The organism is Francisella sp. Scap27 (genome assembly GCF_013394105.1).
GTDB lineage: Bacteria > Pseudomonadota > Gammaproteobacteria > Francisellales > Francisellaceae > Francisella > Francisella adeliensis.
The window spans coordinates 768,463-786,721 of the sequence record NZ_CP041326.1 but is presented as its reverse complement, the minus strand read 5'-3'; the positions used below and the strand labels follow the sequence as shown (position 1 = coordinate 786,721).

Below are 18,259 nucleotides of genomic sequence, written 5' to 3'. Positions count from 1 at the left end.
CTAAATGTTGATTATAAGGATTTAACTAACTGAGAGTTATTATAAACAAATAATTACGGCTAGACAAAATTATTTTAGCTATTTATACGCTTTTTTTTTATAATTGGTACATCTTTTAAGTGTTTGGTTGTGCGTTGATGTCAAAAATTGTAGCTACAATAGATCTAGGATCTAATAGTTTTCACATGCTAATAAGTGAGATTATGTCTGATGGTGAGGTTGTTACACTATCAAAACAAAAGCAAAAGGTTCAGTTAAGAGCTGGTTTGAACAATAATCTAACTATCAGCAAAGATGTTCAAGAAAGAGCTATACGATGTTTAGAGTTTTTTGCGAAAGAGATAGAAAACTATAATGTTGAACATGTAAAAGCTGTTGGTACTTACACTCTTAGAAAAGCTAAAAATAAAATTAAAGGGTTTAAAAGAAAATTAGATAAAGCTCTTGGGACTAAGATCAAGATTATATCAGGACCAGAAGAGGCTAGGCTTGTGTATGTTGGAGCTAGAGATAATCATGATATAAAGAAAAAAACCTTAGTAATAGATATTGGTGGAGGCTCTACGGAATGTGTCATTGGTAAGGGAGATAAAATACTTATTGCTAAAAGCTTGGATATGGGTTGTGTTGGAGCTCAGAAAGAATGCTTTGTAGATGAAAAGCTTAATTTTAATAATTTTCATAATGCTGTGAGTAAGGCTAAAAAGATACTTGATCCAATAGCTACCAAATATAAGCGCATTTCGTGGAATACAGTGTTAGGGTCTTCTGGGACGATTACTTCTGTTACAGGAATCTGCCAAGAGATGACTGGTAGCCCAATTATCACTAAAGAATTTCTAAATGACCTTATTACAAAAATGATGGATAAAAAGTTTGTTGAGCATATACAATTTGAAGGGCTTCGTGAGGATCGTGAAAGTGTTCTTGCCGGAGGTGTTGCAATCTTGTATGCAGTGTTTGAAAGTTTGGGCATATCACAGATGTCTTTGTCTAATGGGGCGGTACGAGAAGGGATGCTTTATGAGTTAGTTAAAAACAAATATAAGATAACAATTTCATGAAGTATATCCCATTAGCAGCGAGACTAAGACCGCAAAAAATTGAAGATGTAATTGGTCAAGAACATCTCCTTTCAAGTAATGGAGTGCTAACTAAGATACTTCAAAGTCAAGGGATTTGCTCATTAGTTTTATGTGGTAAACCAGGGGTTGGCAAAACAACATTAGCGAGAATAATAGCAAAATCAAAAGATCTTGAATTTTTTGAATTATCAGCTGTTGATTCAGGGGTTAAGGAAGTAAAAAAAATTATAGCTGAAAACCAAGCTTTAGACAGTTTTGTACTTTTCTTAGATGAAATACATCGTTTTAATAAATCGCAACAAGATTTACTTTTGCCTTATGTCGAATCAGGTAAGATAATCCTAATAGGAGCAACTACTGAAAATCCTACTTACTATCTAAATGATGCCTTAATCTCTCGGCTATTTATTTTACGATTGAAAAGACTTAATCACCATGCAGTAGAGCAATTAGTTAAATCTGCAATAAATACTGATGAGATTTTATCGGAGCAAGAAATTGTGATTGATGATTGTATTTATTCAGCAATTTTTAGCTATAGTCAAGGAGATTGTCGTAAGGTTTTGAATCTCTTAGAAAGAATGTATCTTTTAAGTACTAAATCTGGGACTATAAGTTTTAGTAAAGAGTTGTTTGATACAGCTGTTGGCGAAGCTTCAAAAGATTTTCATAGAGAAGGCAAAGAGTTTTATGAGCAACTATCAGCTTTTCATAAATCTATAAGAGGGACAGATCCTGATGCAGCAATATTTTGGTTAAGTTTAATGCTTGATAACGGAGTGGACCCTCTTGTGGTTGCTAGAAGAATGCTTTGTATAGCTTCTGAAGATATAGGTAATGCGGATCCTCAAGCTTTACGAATAGCTATGGATGCTTGGAATGCTTATGAAAAATTAGGGATGCCAGAAGGTAGACTTGTACTTTCTCAGGCAGCTATTTATCTTGCTGTAGCACCTAAAAGTAATGCGTGCTATAAAGCTTTAGCAGAGGCTTCACAAACTGTAAAAAAACTTACTTATATAGAAGTTCCTCAGCACCTTAAGAATTATAAAGATAGTAAATATATCTACCCCCATGACTATCCAAATTCTTTTGTAAAGCAGAAATATTTGCCAAGCAACATAAGTAAAACATTTTATAACCCAACGAGTCACGGTTTTGAAAGTAAGATAAAAACAAAATTAGATAGCATTAAAAAACTATTTTTAAATTAATGACTTTTTGTTAGTAGGGCTGAAAGCCTTGTGTTTTAATGGTTTTTTAGATAATATTTTTGTGGGTGGGTGAAGACCGATTAGCTATTTTTCATTAAGTGTGTTACACTGCAAAAACTAAATGCCAAGCGACTGTAGATTAAATGTTCTTCTGGTTGTTTGAATATGACTTCATAAAAAAGGGATAAAATACTTAAATGAATAACGAAATAATAAATCAAGAAATAGAAAAAGAAGGCAGCATCGTCTGGAAGAGTATTGTTGGACTCTTAATACTCCCAATAGTGGCTCTAGTTGTTGTACCTTGGTTCGCTTATAGCGTTGGCTTTACAAAAGCGGACTATATGTGTTTACTTGCTTTTTATGTCCTAACGGGTATATCTATAACTATGGGTTACCATAGATTGTGGTCTCATAAGACATATAAAGCAAATAAGGTAGTATCTTATATACTGCTTGTGTTTGGTACTGCAGCACTTCAAAACAGTGTTTTACAGTGGGCGTCAGATCATAGAAAACATCATAAAGACGTTGATGATCCTATCAAAGACCCTTATGCGGCTACGCGTGGTTTTTGGTACTCTCATTTTACTTGGTTGTTCAAGTATAACAATGCAGATGTACAAGAAATCCGTGGCGTTAATGATCTTTTGAAAGATAAGGCTGTAGTATTTCAGCATCAGCATTATACAATACTTGCGACATTAGCTTGTCTTGGTTTGCCTGCATTAGCTGGTTTTATATATGGCTTTGCAAGCGAAGGTACTCTTTCTGCAGCTTTGTGGAGAACTTTAAGTTTTATACTTTTAGGTGGTCTTGTTAGAGTTATATTGGTGCATCATGCTACTTTTTGTATCAACTCATTAGCTCACATACTAGGTAGACAGCCATATAATACTAAAAATACTGCTAGAGATAGTTTTATAACTGCTTTAGTTACTGGTGGTGAAGGTTATCATAATTATCATCATGCATTTGCTGGTGACTATAGAAATGGTATTAGATGGTTTGATTTTGATCCTTCTAAATGGCTTATCGCAGGTTTAGCTAAAATAGGCTGGTGTACTGACCTTAAAAGAACTCCTAAGCATTTGATTGAAATTGCAAAAGCAAGAGTTAAACTAGATGAGGCTCTTTTAAGAAAAACAAAGACTTCACATTTTGGTATAGAAGAAAAGTATGCCAAATTAGTTGCTAATGTTAAAAGCATGTATAGTGCTAAGCAAGAATATGTTAAAGCTAAAAAAGATAATGTACTTTCTAAAGCCGACATTAAAGCTATTAAATCTAAATATAAAGATCTTAAAATCGAATTCATCGATGCTAAGAAAAAATATAAAGCTAGTATCGTAGCTTAAACTCAAAATAATATCTTTACATAATATCTCTCTATTTATAATAATCAGTATTTTCTGAAATAAAATAAAGCTATAGTGTGTAGCCATAATGAAAAAGAGTATTTTCTTTTAAGAGCTTTTAGAAGTTTTATTATTTATCTTATCCAAACTTTTTTCTTTAATAGGAAAACATATTTGTCATTAAGTTTATTTTTCTCTATGAGTTTTGCACCTAGTTTTTGAACAGCTTGCTGTGAACGAAAATTTTTAGACCAAACATCAAAAAATACATTATCAGTAAATTTAAAGGCATAGTCCAACATTAAGTTCTTAACCTTTTTATTTAATCCTGTGCCCCAGCATTTTTTTGCATAAAAAGTATAACCTATCTTTATTGATGAAGTTGCTAAATCATATTCATAATATCTTGTAGATCCAACCAAATCATCTTTATAGAATATCAAATAACAGTTTTGAAGATTATTTATTCCACTATCGAAAAACTTCTTAAACCCATTTGGTTTGTATCGTTCCTTATCATTATGTTGATCCCAAACTTCAGGGTCTTTAGCAACATCAAATAACCTATCAAAATCACCTTTTGTCATTATCTGAAGATGTACATCTTCATGTGAAAGAGATTTATTAAAATTCATAATTTCACCTTATATATACCGAATTGATTATATAAATTAACTAAAAAGATTGTGCCTACAGTCTTATAGAATATACATTTAAATTAAATATTTTTCCATTTATAGATTTATAATTTTTCACGACATTAACTCTAACACCTTCAGCTTTAATGGCCACAGCAATAGCATTTTTATTTTCACTAATACACGAGATTTTTATTGTTTTAACTCTTTTCTTTCTTAAATGTTTTTTAATTGAACTTATAGATTGAGAAATAACACCATAACCCTGTGCTTTCTTAGCTAACCAATAGCCAATCTCTGATTCGGACTTATCATAACAAATATATTTTATACCAAAAACTCCAACAACTTTGCCATTTAGAGTTATCTTGAACCATTCAGAATTTACACTTGTATTTAGTATTCGCTTAGATATATATTCTTGAGCGGATATTACACATCTAACATTACTAACCCAGTCTAGATAATGAAATGTCTCTCTATTTTCTTCAACCAATTGAAAAATTTTATCTGCATCAGTTAATAAAAGTTTTTCTAAACAAATATTATCTGAAATTCTAATCACTATATAACTATTCTACTGTTACAGATTTTGCTAGGTTACGGGGTTGATCAACATCCGTCCCTTTGATAATGGCTACGTGATATGAAAGTAGCTGTAGTGGAATAGTAAATACTACAGGAGCACTAAAGTCACTACCAGCATTAATTTCTAATACAATACTGTTATCAAAGTTCACCCTATGTTTTATAGCAGAATCAACAAATAGAATTAATTTGCCTCCTCGTGCATGAACTTCTTGCAGGTTTGATAAGGTTTTATCAAGCAAGTTATCATTAGGTACTACTGCAACTATAGGCATACTCTTATCTACAAGAGCAAGAGGGCCATGTTTAAGCTCACCTGAAGGATATGCCTCAGCATGGATATATGAAATCTCTTTAAGCTTTAGAGACCCCTCTACTGCGATTGGATAATAAAGACCTCTACCTAAAAATAAAGTATGTTCTTTATCAGTAAAGTATTCACTAATTTCATCAATTTCCGAATCTAATTTCAGTGATCCCATTATCAAAGAACGAATGTTTTTTATTTCATTCATATGCTTAGATATAGATTCTTCAGTTAGAACTTCTTTAATGCGTGCGACAGTTAAGCTAAACATTGCTAAAGCTACAAGTTGAGTAGTAAAAGCTTTAGTTGAAGCTACACCTATTTCAACCCCAGCCTTTGTCATAAATGAAATATCAGATTCTCTTACAAGTGAGCTATTTGGCACATTGCAAATACACATACTACCTATGTAGTTTTGTTTTTTACTTTTGCGTAAAGACTCTAAAGTATCGGCGGTTTCACCTGATTGAGAAATACTTACAAAAAGTGAGTCATCAACTACAACATTGTCACGATACCTAAGTTCACTTGCTATTTCAACGCTACAAGAAACTTTTGCATATTTCTCTAACCAGTATTTGGCAGTTAGTCCTGCATTATAGCTAGTACCACATGCAACTATACAAATATGTTTAGTTTTTTCTAGAAGGTTAATAGTACTTTTGTTAAAATTTTCTAAAGATAGTTGACCATCACTATTTAAATTCGCTGCTATGGTGTTAGAAACGGCTTCTGGCTGCTCATATATTTCTTTGAGCATATAGTGTTTGTAACCATCTTTTGTAACGCTACCGGAGCTGTAGTTATACTCTTCTGGTTCTAATGTTTTAGAGATTCCATTATTATCAAATACTTCTACATTATTTTTTTCAACAATAGCGACATCACCTTCATCAAGGTATGCGAATTTATTTGTAACAGGAAGTAACGAAAGGGCATCGGAAGAAATAAAGTTTTCATCAATACCCAGTCCAATAACCAAAGGAGACCCCGATCTTATGGCAATTATTTTATCTGGAAATTTTTCAGAAATGACTGCTAGAGCATAAGCACCTTTTAAGTTTTTTGTGATGATTGAAATGTTATTTATTATTGATTTATTATCATCCCAATCTCTATCTAATAAATGAACAACAACTTCAGTATCAGTATCTGAGACAAAGTTATATCCATCTGTTTTTAGTGAGTTTTTTAACTCTTCAAAGTTTTCGATAACACCATTATGAACTATACAAAATTTTTCAGATCTATGTGGGTGTGAATTAGCTTGAGATGGTTTGCCATGTGTTGCCCAACGTGTGTGAGCTATACCAATATTCCCAACAAAATTATCTTTCTTATTGACAGATTTTTCTAGTTCAACTACTTTGCCAACTTCTTTACAGATCTCTATTTTTTTGTTTAAAATAGCTAGCCCTGCTGAATCATAACCACGATACTCAAGTTTTTTTAAGCCCTCAATTAAAATGTTTGTGACATTTCTGGTTGAGTTTGCTCCAACTATTCCGCACATATCTATTCCTTTTACTTTTAAATTACTTATTAGTCTTCTTTACGGGTTTATCCCAGCTTTCAATATGTCTTTGTCTTGCTCTAGATACCGCTAGTTGTTGATCTGGGACATCTTTAGCTATTGTTGATCCTGCACCAACAAAAGCTCCTTTGCCAATAGTAACAGGAGCAATTAATTGAGAGTCAGAACCAATAAATGCCTCATCTTTTATAGAGGTTTTATGTTTATTAATGCCATCATAATTACAAGTAATAACCCCAGCGCCTATATTGCATAACTCACCAATCTCAGCATCCCCTAGATATGTTAAGTGAGATGCTTTTGAGCCTTTACCAACTGTGGTTTTTTTTGTTTCAACAAAATTGCCAATTACCGCATTTTCTTTTATATCACATTCTGGTCTAATTCTAGCAAATGGTCCAACTATAGCACCATTTCTAATTATAGAGCCATCAACCATACTATTTGCTTTTATTTTTACATTATCTTCTATAGTGCAGTTTTTTAAAATACAGTTTGCACCAATTACAACATTATTGCCTATTTTAACACTACCTTTTGCAATAACATTAATGTCAATCCAGCAATCTTTTCCTACACGCAAATCACCTCTAACATCAAACCTATTTGGGTCAGCAATACTCACACCTTGAGCCATGATTTTTTCAGCAACATTTCTTTGCCAAACTCGCTCAAGGTTTGCTAATTGCATGCGATCATTTACCCCTAGAATCTCAAACTCATTAATAGGGTGTGAAACATTTATTGATAAAGAATCATCTTTTGCAAACCTAACGATGTCTGTTAAGTAATACTCATTTTGAGCATTGTTTGAGTTTAGGTTTGGTAGCCACTTAGTAAGGCTAGTTTTGTGTGCACAGTAAATACCCGTATTTATCTCTTTAATTTGTTTCTGTGCATCAGTAGCATCTTTCTCTTCAACAATATCTGAAACTGCCCCAAACTTATCTCTAACTATTCTACCAAGACCAGTTGGATTATCCATAAACGCTGTTAAAATACCAAGATCATCATCATGTGTAGTTTTTACAAGGTTATCTAAAACTTCTGAAGATATAAGTGGGACATCACCATATAGAATTAAGACTTTCTGCTCTTCAAGATGAGGTAATGCTTGCAGTACAGCATGACCTGTTCCGAGCTGCTCTGTTTGATGAACAAATGTTATGTTGTGTCCAGATAAGGCAACTTCAACTTGTTCTTTTAAGTGGCCAGTTACAACGATAATGTTGTCGGCATTGAGCTTTTCAACACTCTCAACGACTCTTTCAATAAGCGTTTTCGCTGCTAGTGTTTGTAGTACTTTTGGCTTATTTGAATTCATTCTAGAGCCTTTCCCAGCCGCTAAAATCACTACTGATAATCCCATGAGATCCCCTTATATATTTCTATTACATCTTTCTAATAAAACATTAATCATTTGATAATGATCTTCTAACATTTTATCATACATTTGTGTGGTGATTGTTGCAAGAGAAAACCATTTGACATCTTTTGCATCATCAGCTGCCTTAACATTTGGTAAGTCAGGCCACTCATCTAAGATAAATATAGCGGCATGGCTTATAGTGCGACCTCGGACAGATCGAGAAGGATAGTCAAATACTTCTTGGGAGTTTTTTGCCAATTCAAGTTGTTCTATAGTTAGTTCTATACTTGTTTCTTCTTTTAGCTCTCTTAATATTGCAGATAAAATGGTTTCATGACACTCTAAAAATCCACCAGGCATCGCCCATTGATTTTTCCCTGGGGAGTTTTTTCTTTGAACTAGTAATATATGGTTGTTAACCATAACTAAGGCATCTACAGTAACTAGATTAGGTTTGTAGGGAGCATTTTGCCATGATTTTTTATACTCGATAACATATTGGTTTTCTGTAATCAAATCATTGTAAGCATCTGTTTTTAGAAAGGCTGATAAAAATTTATGTGTTCCGTACTCGTTTGTATTAGCACACATATACTCAATTAAGATATTGCCTTGATAAAATTCTTGCCTGAAGTCTGTGGCATTATAATTTTTGTAGTTTGTAACAGGGACAAATCCCCATTCACTAAAACTTTTTAAATAATAGCTCGACTCATCTTTATCATGACCAATAATTGCAACTTTATCTTTTGGGTCTGAGTGCTTTGATACATTATTGCGCAGAGCTTGTTCCCATTTCTCTTCTTGATAAAAGTAATCAGCTAAAGGCTCTATTTTTATTCGATTTAAGTCTATAGAAGAATATTTTAAATCTTCTTTGATCATTTTTTTTCTTTGTTCAAAAGAAAAGGGGTTTTTGATATTAGGAGAATTAAATGAGCTTCCAATAATTATTAGCAATTTCTCGCTAACATTTAAAGCTTCTATAACATTATGAAGATGGCCTTTATGGAACGGTTGGAATCGACCAACAAAAACAGCTAAATTATACATATTAAGAAGACTTACCTGTACTTAGAGCTTGAGCTTCGGTATTTAAGACCTGAGCCTCTGCATTACTATCATAAACACTACTTCCAGAAGAAGGTGTTGTAATATTTTGATAATCTGCTGTTTGAGAGTTGCTTACCTGATTTTCTTTATCTTGTTTAATTGCTCTATCGTATGAACCAAACCCGAATGATCCGGCAGATCCTGATAATCCTCCCAGACTAGATTTCTTTTTCGGTTGACTGTCTTGAACAGCTACCTGTTGTGTGGTTTGCTCCACAGATTTTAGATCTCTAGTTGATATGGATTTACCATTTATAGATTTTCTTACACCATTTAAAAGTTTAACCCCTTGATTTATATGGTCAGGAACAATGGTATCTCCATCTTCTTCAAGCACTGAAATTACGGTAACCAAACTAGATAGATTATCAATTTTTCTTACTTTAATATTGAATATTTGTTTATTCTGGATATCGTTGACTGAGATAATATGTCCAGAAAGCATTTTATCTGTTTCGGAATTAATCTTAAATTGTTTAGGGAGGCCTTCAAAATACTCATCTAATAGCTTGATGGATATGGTTAATGGCTCACGGAAAACAAGTTTTAAAGCTCCCTTATCATCATAGACAACATTTATAGCAACTTTAGATATTTGCTCATTAATAATTTTATTTATGTCAAATTTATCAACATAGTTAGGAGGTAACATTTCTTTTTCTGCTTCAGGAACCTGAGATTTAGCAAAATTATTGTTACCACTTGGTAATTTGAATCTTGGTTTTATTGACTGACCATTAAGACCTACAGGTATCTTTAAGGATGGAGCTTCTTCAACCTTAGCTCTTGCGTAATCAAACTTTCTATTTCTGAAAGGTGTTCCATCAACAGTGTCAGTAAGACTTTCATAGGTGAAGTCATTCTCAACATTATTAGATGAGCAGCCTTGTATTAAGGCAATAAAATTTATCAAAATTAATGTTTTGACTATGTTTTTCATTAAAAGATATTTGCCAATTAAGTTGGCTAAATATTATAACACAGTGATATACTAAATATCACAAACCAAATTGTAATATTTTTGAGTAAAACAATTATGAAAGATGATTTATTTATATATTTTCAGTATATGATCCCACAAGCTGTAACTTCTCGGTTAGTTAGTAAGTTGGCGGAGTCTAGAAATAAGGCTTTAAAAAATTACTTGATAAAGCTAGCAATAAAAAAGTTTAATATAAATATTGAAGAGGCTAAGTCATCAAATCTTGATGATTATGCAAGTTTTAATGAGTTTTTTATAAGAGAGTTGAAAGATGGTCTTAGACCGTTAAATATTGACTCAAATACGATCAGTTCACCAGCAGATGGTGTTTTGAGTGAGTTTGGTAAAATTAAAAATAATACATTGATTCAAGCTAAAGGAAAAGGTTTCTCTTTAGAGTCTCTTGTCGCAGGTAGTTCTGAGACAAAGTTTACGGATTTTGCGACAGTGTATTTATCTCCAAGAGATTATCATCGTGTGCATATGCCAATAGATGGTAAACTCACTAAAATGGTCTACATACCAGGTAAGCTCTTTTCTGTTAATAAGACTACAGCAAATAATATAAATAGTTTGTTTGCGAAAAATGAGCGACTAGTTTGCTATTTTGAAACTGCTATAGGCGAAGTGGCTGTGATTTTTGTTGGGGCTTTATTAGTTGCTGGAATAGAAACTAAATGGCATGGAAAAATTGCACCTAACTACTATAGCCGAGTACAAGAGTGGTCATATGATTGTGATAAATTTCAGTTGGATTATAAAAAAGGAGAAGAAATTGGCTTGTTTAACTTTGGTTCAACTGTGATTTTTTTAGCACCTAATAATAAAATAAAATTTCAATTTGATGAAAAAGATTCTGTAGTTCAGGTTAATCAGGATTTGGCTTTAATAGTAGAGTAAAGGCTCATATTTATCCAACATCTACTAAGTAAATTTTTAGCGCTTAGCGTTTTAGATTTACAGTTTCTTATATATTCAGTCCCTTTATTAGAGATATTTTCAGACTTGTATGTTTTTGATGTTGGTGAAAGTTTAACATCAAGTCGTTTAGCCCATTTTCTGATAGTTACATGCTTAAAACCTAAAAATTCTTCAGCATCTTCATAGCTTAGTCCTTTTGACTGACATATTAAAAGAGCTTCTTTTGCGGAGCAGTTAAATTTTCGTGTCATGATTTGTTCAAAATTGCCTGTATATTGATTTGCCATATCAAGCCCTCCATTATTTAATTCACATGAATCTTTTATAATACACCTTGTAAAAGCTCTCACAAGCTTTTATACAGCAGATTTTTTACTTTAATTTTTGTGTTAGGTTAGTGCAATTTTTATAAGGAAATATTTTAAAAAAGAGTTAACTAAATAAAGCTAATTATGATAAAAAATAGTTTTCAGATATAGGGTTTAAATAAATCCTGATTTAATATTTAGCAGATAGACAAGATAACAATACGTTTACTGTACTTTTGATATGGTGCTATGAAAAGTTGTCCCATATTTTTATTTTAAGTTACCATAAATATATGGTCCGTAGAAAATTAGAAGAAAAATTATTTAACCGACAGGAATTAAACCAGCTAAATAAGTTTGCTGAGTACAACTATTTTTATCAAGATATTTATTTCCTTGAGCATCTGTAGCTGTTGCACATTTATTAGATGTAACACATGACATTAAAGCCATTGAACATAGTACAATTACGGCTATTTTTTTCATATCAATCTCCTTTTAGCTTGCTTCGCTAGCTGTTTGATTATTGTCTTGAGGTATAGGCTTATAAGTACTGACACATGAAGCTAATAAGCTAACCGCAATAATTGTTGCAATAATTTTTTTCATAGTTTAAATCCTCATATAGTTTATAGTTTAAAATGTAAACTTTTAAAAGTTTTTTGCCTTAAGCACTATAATTTATAGCATAGCAGATATTACAACACAACCTGTTTGGCTGAAAAAATAAAAAATAAGTTTAAAAATTTTTAGTATAATAAAACAAAAAATAGAGATATCTTATGGATGTGTATCAGATACTCATAACTTTACTGATGTTTGGTATTCCTCTTATATTTGCAATTACTTTACATGAAGCAGCGCATGGCTTGGTTGCTAAATTACGAGGAGATAGTACTGCATATAAGCTTGGTCGAGTAACATTAAACCCAGTATCACATATTGATTTAGTAGGTACTATTTTAGTTCCAGGGGTGATGCTCCTATCAACACTTTCTACAGGCTTTCCATTTGTTTTTGGTTGGGCTAAGCCTGTGCCAGTTGATTATAGGCAGCTTAAAAAACCACGATTAGATATGGCTTTAGTAGCTCTAGCGGGCCCAATGGCAAATTTTCTTATGGCTGTAATTTGGGCTGCTGTTTATAATCATATAGACTTACATGCTTATGTATCAACTATGGCACTTTATGGGGTAATGATAAATATCGTATTGATGGTATTAAATCTTTTACCTATTCCTCCATTAGATGGCAGTAAGATAGTTTCTTCATTTATGAGCGCTAAAATGGCCTTTCAATATAATAGTATCGAAAGGTATGGTTTTATGATATTAATTGCATTAATAATAATCCCTCTAAATGGAGGCAATTTACTATCACAAATAATGAGACCTTTTATTTCGATTATTTTAGATATTGTTCAAGCAATATCTTTTTGAAACTACCTGTATCATTTGTAATAAAAGATATTTGCTTAACTCTTTGAAAGGTTATATGAGTTTAGTATACTAATTTTAGGTACCAAATTTTAAAAACATTTTTATGAAAATATATAGTTTTTTAATGCTAATTTTATCTATTATGGTTTCATCTCTATCTTATGCGGGGGATCCACCCCCAGCATCACCAACAATCATTGATGTAACAGCATTTATAACAGATATTCAAAACCTTGATGAATTAAATGAGGAGGTTCAAGTTGATGCTATATTCCAGTATGAGTGGGAAGATTCTCGTTTAACCTATAATGAGCAAAAAGTTGGTAAAAAATATCAATTGTACCAGGGTGATTTTCAATATGATGAAGTCTATGAAGGTTGGCGCCCACAAGTATCTATAATAAATGAAGTGGGGAGTCCTCAAATAAAAGAAAGACAAGTTAGGGTTTATCCTGATGGGCATGTAATACTTAAAGAGCATCGTACTCTGTCGTTAGAAACCCCTATGGCTTTGCAGAAGTTTCCTTTTGATAAACAGGCTTTGAAAGCTTATCTTATCCCATTTGGTTTCAATAGTGATGAAGTTCAACTTAGAGTTAATCCTAAGTATCTGATTCTTGTTAAAGATTATATAAAAAACAATCCTAAAGTTGATATCGCCGAGTGGAAACTTAAAGATTATCAACTTAGTGTGGATGAGCCAATAAAACAGTATTATGGCGACTCTGATCAAATCTCAATGCTTACTTTAACAATATCTTTAGATAGAAAACCAATGAACATTATTTGGAAGGTTTTACTGCCATTAACGCTTCTTGTACTAGCAATGTGGTCAATTTTTTGGATGAGTAAAGATGCTTTATCTGATAGGTTAAATATTTCTTTCATAGGTATTTTATCTGTAATTGCTTATCAATTTCTTGTAGAGGGAGATATGCCAAGGATCGACTACTTTACTTTTGTTGATGGTTTCTTACTCTTATCGTTTGCAATTCTATTTTCAACTATTGTTGAAAGTTTAGGAGTTTATTGGTTGGTTAAACTCAACAAAGATAAAGCAGCCCGAAACCTTGATATTTTCTTTAGAATTATTTTTCCGATCATATATGTACTGCTTATACTTTTACTTTATTTGATATTGGTTGCGTAGTTTTTTTCTTTTAAAAAAATAGATTAGATTAAATGTTAGCATAGTATTATAATAGATTAAAATTATTCTATATTTTATAAACTAGATCTTACATGAAGAAGCATTTGCCAAAAGTTTTATTGCTATGCCTTTCAGCTTCGTCATCGTTGTATGCTAGTGATGAAAAGATTGATTCACAGAACCCCATAATTGCATTACAAGAGCAAATACAAGATTTACAACAAGAAATAAACACGATTGATTCTGATAATAACTCTCCTACTTTATATACATATAGCTCAGTTGTTGATGATGATAAAAATGCTGAGCAATTGTTAAAAGAAAGAAGGGCATTAAAAAACATCGACCTTATGAAAAATATAAGTGTTGATGGAGATATAATAAATCTTACAGATGGTGGTGTAAATAATATATTTGGTAATGGAGATGGTGTAGATGTTTCTAATTCTGCACCAATTACAACTCGTGGAGAAGTTTCTTATTTGGGTTCCTATTCTGGTAATAACAATATACCTATAGGGATGTTACCATCAAAGCTTTTTGCCTCTAGTTTAGTAACGCAAAAAGAAAAATTTGACGATTATTCGATATTTTTGGGTGGCTTTATTGGTATGGATGCTCAAACTTGGTATGGTGATAATATTCCAAGGATGAATTTTGATGGTACACCTACCTCATCTTTTAACGGTAGTGGGCAAAACATTTATTTGACTTCATCGCGATTATATTTCTTATCTAATCTTGGTGATTATGTTACTGCTGAATATGATGTTAGTACAAATGAGTTACAGCAATTTTTTATTGGAAATGCATTTGTTATTTTTGGTAATATGTCTGCGTCACCATTTTTTGTGACAGTTGGTAGGAGTACTCTCTCAGTGGCTTCAATTGGGGGGGGAGGATCATCAACAGGGTCTATTGCTGATTTTCTTGGTACAGGTCGAGCAACAAATATTTCATTAAACTATAAGACAAGTACTTTAAATGCCAGTATTGCAGTTTTTGGTACTGATGATAAAAAAGCAAACTTTTCTACAGGTCTTTTTTATGCGGACTCATGGACAGATAATTTGTCTGTTGGTTTTAATGCCGGTTATGTTTATGATCTTAATGGTGCGGAAAACTTTACTATTGAATCAGTTGTATCAGATGGTAAAACAGTTGGTGTTTTTAATATTGATACTAACATAGCTTATACTATTGGAGGAGGAGTCTTTCAGATTAATACTGGTTGGGGAACTACAACCGGTAAAGATAACTTTAATGGTGATGGTAATGATGTGCTAACAGGGGCTTGGTATGTTGGTACAAACTACAGTTTAAGTCTTGCTGGTAGAAGTACGAACTTCAATGCAACATACGGGCAAAGCTATAATGCAGCTGCTATACCTATGGGTATAGCAGCTAGTCCATTACAAGATGGTCTTGCTCAAACAGGCATAGAAAAACAGCTAATATTTTCAGCTCAGCGTGCATATTTTGATGATTATGTTTTATTTGGTCCAGAATATGCATATCAGCGTTTTTATGATGGTAGGCATATGAACACATTAACGCTAGATCTTGCAGTATACTTGTAGTTTTCTAGGCTTTATTTTTTACCAGAAGCAATAAGATGAATGATAAGCTAGACATTAGAAGCATAGCTATGGCAATTGGAAGAGAACTTGTTGCAGGGAAAAGCATAGCTATACTTCCTATAACACCACTTAATGCAAACTCCATAGTACCAAATAATGCCGCAGCCACGCCAGCCATTTCATAGAAGGGTTCCATAGCACCACTAGCACCTGTTCCTACGACTAAAGCACAGCCAAATGTTGCAAAAAAACAAGGTGCAAAAAAGCCCCATAAGCTTAAACCATATACAAGGTATATCCCAAGTGATAGTGAACCTGCTATAAATACTAAAACTACGCCAAGTAAAGCAGTTTTATGAACACCTAGTGCATTCACAATTCCTCCAGCAAATAATGAACCAAATAAAAATGCTACACCAGCAGAGCCGAACATTATGTATATTTTAGATATAGGGAACCCTAGATAAGTGATAATATATGGAGTCATTGAGAATAATATAAAGAATGCAGACATTCCCGATACAGCAGTTAGTGAGTATGCCCAGAACTGTAGTGATTTTAAAACCTCAAAATACCTTAGAAAGACATTCCATGATACTTTCTTGCGTCTTTCTATAGGTAAGCTTTCTTTAACTAGAAAAATTACAGTTAGGAGAACTATAGAAGCCATGGCAGATAGTAGTATAAAAGCAGAGTTCCATTCAAAGTGAGTTGCTAATTGTACGCCAATTAAGGGTCCAACAATTGGAGAGACCGAGATAATAGCATTTATAAGGCTATAAATCATAGAGCTAGTTTTCCCGGAAAAAACATCTCTGATTATTGCAAATGCAGATACAGAAAGTCCGCAACATCCTATAGCTTGGACTACTCTAGAGAATATTAGAAAATCTATAGTTGTTGATATAGCACATAAAATTGAACCAATTAAAAAAAGCAAAGATGATATTAGGACTATTTTAAATCTACCAAACTGATCTGATAGAGGCCCTAAAATCAATTGCCCGACACCGGTTACAATTAGGAATAGTGACAATGTAACTTGTACCATTTGCTGAGAAGTATGTAATGCTTTTTGCATTTCTGGTAATACAGGCATATATATATCCATAGCTAATGCAAATGAGAAGACCATTGGGCCAAGAATAAAAATCGTTTTTAAAGGGGAGTATTTCCACATAAGAATAATCTTTTAATTTTATTAGATAGCGGACTATTATAGCAGAGATTTCGTTTTTCAAAAAAGTATTTAATACAGGACTTTAGTTTTTTGGATGTCAGTTTTGGATTATGAAGATTTGAAAAGACCTCAGAAAAGCTATTATAGAAAATAAACTAAAAAATTCTATTAAATGACGTTCAAGCGCATAGTTTTATATATTCCTATAGCGCCTAGTATTCCAGCAATTATTAAAATCAAAGTATAGATTCCTAGTCCTGAGATACCATACTTTGCAGTGAAGATACTAGCAATCAATGGGGCTGCCCCGCTGAAACCATTACCAATACTATAGCTAATAGCGCACCCAGTAGCTCGCCACTTTTCATCAAACACTAACGAAAAATACGGAGATACTGAGCCTTGTATAGCAGCCATTAAGGCACAAAACACCAGCATGGAAAAGAAAGTTACTATGAAGTTATTAACTTCAAGCAACATTATTAGTGGATAAAAAGTTATACCTAGCAGAACTAACGATACATAGAATACTTTCATGTAACCAACTCTATCTGCCAAATAGCCAAATAATGGGTATAATATGCATGCGAACAATAGTATAAAACTATTGAGTAATAAAGCATAACTTTCAGAAACTTTCAAATATTCTATTTGATAGTTTACTAAATAAGTAAATACCATATAGTATAGAGATGCGCACATACATGTAATTAATGAGACAATAATTATCTGTTTATATTGGTTTTTAAGAGAAAAAAATAATCCACTTTGGTTGTTTTTGTGAGTTGGTTGATGCATATGGTTTTCATTTCTATTTATATATAAATATATAACAAAAAGCACACCGCTAAAAATAAAAGGTATTCTCCATATAAGCTGATTATGATTTTCAAATAATAATTCAGAGATTGCTCCAACGATTGAAGCTAATAGGAAACCCATTGAAGAAATTGAAAAGATCAAACCTACAGAAACGCCTGGTTTTCTCTTGGAATCACTCACCCCTAGTGTTATTAATATTGGAAACTGCCCACCTACAGATAAGCCCTGGATGATCCTAAATATTATAAGTAAAATGGGTGCTAATATCCCTATCTCGGAGTAACTAGGAATTAATCCAATAAGTACTGTAGAAATCCCCATTGCTATAGTACAAGCATTAACGACATAAGCATATGAGAAGATATCTGCTAGATAACCCATAACTAAAGCACCTACAGGTCTAATAATAGTGCCGATAAAGAATACTGAAAAAGTCAACAATAATGACAGTTGATGGTTATCAGAAGGAAAGAAGTTTGAAGATATATATGTTGCAAAAAAAATGTATAATGAAAAATCGTACCATTCAAGTATATTTCCATAGGATACTTTTAAGAAAGACAGAGTATTTTCTTTCATAAACCTAGAGGCAATTAATAAAGGTATTGAGTTTAGTATATCTAAGTTTAAGTAGCATTTATAGTATAAATACTACCCTAAGTTAGTGTGTT

The 18,259-nt window shown here is 32.5% G+C and carries 17 protein-coding genes; 7 read left to right on the top strand and 10 right to left on the bottom strand.

Annotation, left to right across the window (positions count from 1 at the left end; genetic code table 11):
* Positions 1-137 precede the first annotated feature (137 nt).
* The 3 genes from FLM55_RS03725 (at position 138) to FLM55_RS03715 (ending at position 3,657) form a co-directional block, all read left to right on the top strand.
* The gene (locus tag FLM55_RS03725) at positions 138-1,064 is read left to right on the top strand and encodes a Ppx/GppA phosphatase family protein (RefSeq protein WP_178948112.1); all 927 of its coding nucleotides are present in this window, start codon (positions 138-140) and stop codon (positions 1,062-1,064) included.
* Complete coding sequence (locus FLM55_RS03720; RefSeq protein ID WP_178948111.1) at positions 1,061-2,299, top strand: replication-associated recombination protein A; 1,239 nt, start codon at positions 1,061-1,063, stop codon at positions 2,297-2,299. Before FLM55_RS03725 ends, FLM55_RS03720 begins: the two co-directional genes overlap by 4 nt.
* 197 nt (positions 2,300-2,496) lie before the next feature.
* Positions 2,497-3,657 carry an acyl-CoA desaturase gene (locus FLM55_RS03715; RefSeq protein WP_178948110.1) on the top strand — a complete coding sequence of 387 codons (1,161 nt, stop codon included), beginning with the start codon at positions 2,497-2,499 and terminating at the stop codon, positions 3,655-3,657.
* A 134-nt stretch (positions 3,658-3,791) separates the two neighbouring features.
* Here the strand turns inward: FLM55_RS03715 and FLM55_RS03710 are convergent, their stop codons facing one another.
* The 6 genes from FLM55_RS03710 to FLM55_RS03685 are packed head-to-tail and all read right to left on the bottom strand — an operon-like array spanning position 3,792 to position 10,146.
* The gene (locus FLM55_RS03710; RefSeq protein WP_178948109.1) at positions 3,792-4,292 is read right to left on the bottom strand and encodes a GNAT family N-acetyltransferase; all 501 of its coding nucleotides are present in this window, start codon (positions 4,290-4,292) and stop codon (positions 3,792-3,794) included.
* A gap of 55 nt (positions 4,293-4,347) precedes the next feature.
* Positions 4,348-4,860, bottom strand: coding sequence for a GNAT family N-acetyltransferase (locus FLM55_RS03705; RefSeq protein ID WP_178948108.1), 513 nt, complete (start codon positions 4,858-4,860; stop codon positions 4,348-4,350).
* Between the two features lie 7 nt (positions 4,861-4,867).
* Positions 4,868-6,703 (bottom strand): glutamine--fructose-6-phosphate transaminase (isomerizing), encoded by a 1,836-nt coding sequence (gene glmS / locus FLM55_RS03700; protein ID WP_178948107.1) that lies wholly within the window; start codon positions 6,701-6,703, stop codon positions 4,868-4,870.
* Between the two features lie 22 nt (positions 6,704-6,725).
* Positions 6,726-8,093 carry a bifunctional UDP-N-acetylglucosamine diphosphorylase/glucosamine-1-phosphate N-acetyltransferase GlmU gene (glmU, locus tag FLM55_RS03695; RefSeq protein WP_178948106.1) on the bottom strand — a complete coding sequence of 456 codons (1,368 nt, stop codon included), beginning with the start codon at positions 8,091-8,093 and terminating at the stop codon, positions 6,726-6,728.
* Positions 8,094-8,102: 9 nt separating this feature from the next.
* Positions 8,103-9,146: a bifunctional nicotinamide-nucleotide adenylyltransferase/Nudix hydroxylase gene (locus FLM55_RS03690; RefSeq protein ID WP_178948105.1), complete on the bottom strand. Its 1,044-nt coding sequence runs from the start codon at positions 9,144-9,146 to the stop codon at positions 8,103-8,105.
* Position 9,147: 1 nt separating this feature from the next.
* Entirely contained in the window at positions 9,148-10,146 is a 999-nt protein-coding gene (locus tag FLM55_RS03685) for a hypothetical protein (RefSeq protein ID WP_178948104.1), read from the bottom strand.
* Positions 10,147-10,242: 96 nt separating this feature from the next.
* Between FLM55_RS03685 and asd the strand changes: the two genes are divergently transcribed.
* Positions 10,243-11,088, top strand: coding sequence for an archaetidylserine decarboxylase (gene asd, locus FLM55_RS03680; RefSeq protein WP_178948103.1), 846 nt, complete (start codon positions 10,243-10,245; stop codon positions 11,086-11,088).
* Here the strand turns inward: asd and FLM55_RS03675 are convergent.
* On the bottom strand, positions 11,061-11,396 hold the full coding sequence (locus tag FLM55_RS03675) for a hypothetical protein (protein ID WP_178948102.1): 336 nt from the start codon (positions 11,394-11,396) through the stop codon (positions 11,061-11,063). The two genes, asd and FLM55_RS03675, sit on opposite strands and share 28 nt — an antisense overlap.
* 345 nt (positions 11,397-11,741) lie before the next feature.
* Complete coding sequence (locus FLM55_RS03670; RefSeq protein ID WP_174208881.1) at positions 11,742-11,903, bottom strand: hypothetical protein; 162 nt, start codon at positions 11,901-11,903, stop codon at positions 11,742-11,744.
* Positions 11,904-12,199: 296 nt separating this feature from the next.
* On the opposite strand from FLM55_RS03670, the gene FLM55_RS03665 reads away from it, so the two are divergent.
* From FLM55_RS03665 to FLM55_RS03655, 3 genes are all read left to right on the top strand, one after another.
* Positions 12,200-12,856, top strand: a complete 657-nt coding sequence (locus tag FLM55_RS03665; RefSeq protein ID WP_178948101.1) for a site-2 protease family protein — start codon at positions 12,200-12,202, stop codon at positions 12,854-12,856.
* A 103-nt stretch (positions 12,857-12,959) separates the two neighbouring features.
* Positions 12,960-14,006, top strand: coding sequence for a ligand-gated ion channel (locus tag FLM55_RS03660; RefSeq protein ID WP_178948100.1), 1,047 nt, complete (start codon positions 12,960-12,962; stop codon positions 14,004-14,006).
* A gap of 92 nt (positions 14,007-14,098) precedes the next feature.
* Entirely contained in the window at positions 14,099-15,586 is a 1,488-nt protein-coding gene (locus FLM55_RS03655) for a DUF3573 domain-containing protein (RefSeq protein WP_178948099.1), read from the top strand.
* A 4-nt stretch (positions 15,587-15,590) separates the two neighbouring features.
* Here the strand turns inward: FLM55_RS03655 and FLM55_RS03650 are convergent, their stop codons facing one another.
* Entirely contained in the window at positions 15,591-16,766 is a 1,176-nt protein-coding gene (locus FLM55_RS03650) for a multidrug effflux MFS transporter (protein WP_178948097.1), read from the bottom strand.
* Positions 16,767-16,934: 168 nt separating this feature from the next.
* Complete coding sequence (locus FLM55_RS03645; protein WP_178948095.1) at positions 16,935-18,167, bottom strand: MFS transporter; 1,233 nt, start codon at positions 18,165-18,167, stop codon at positions 16,935-16,937.
* Positions 18,168-18,259 lie beyond the last annotated feature (92 nt).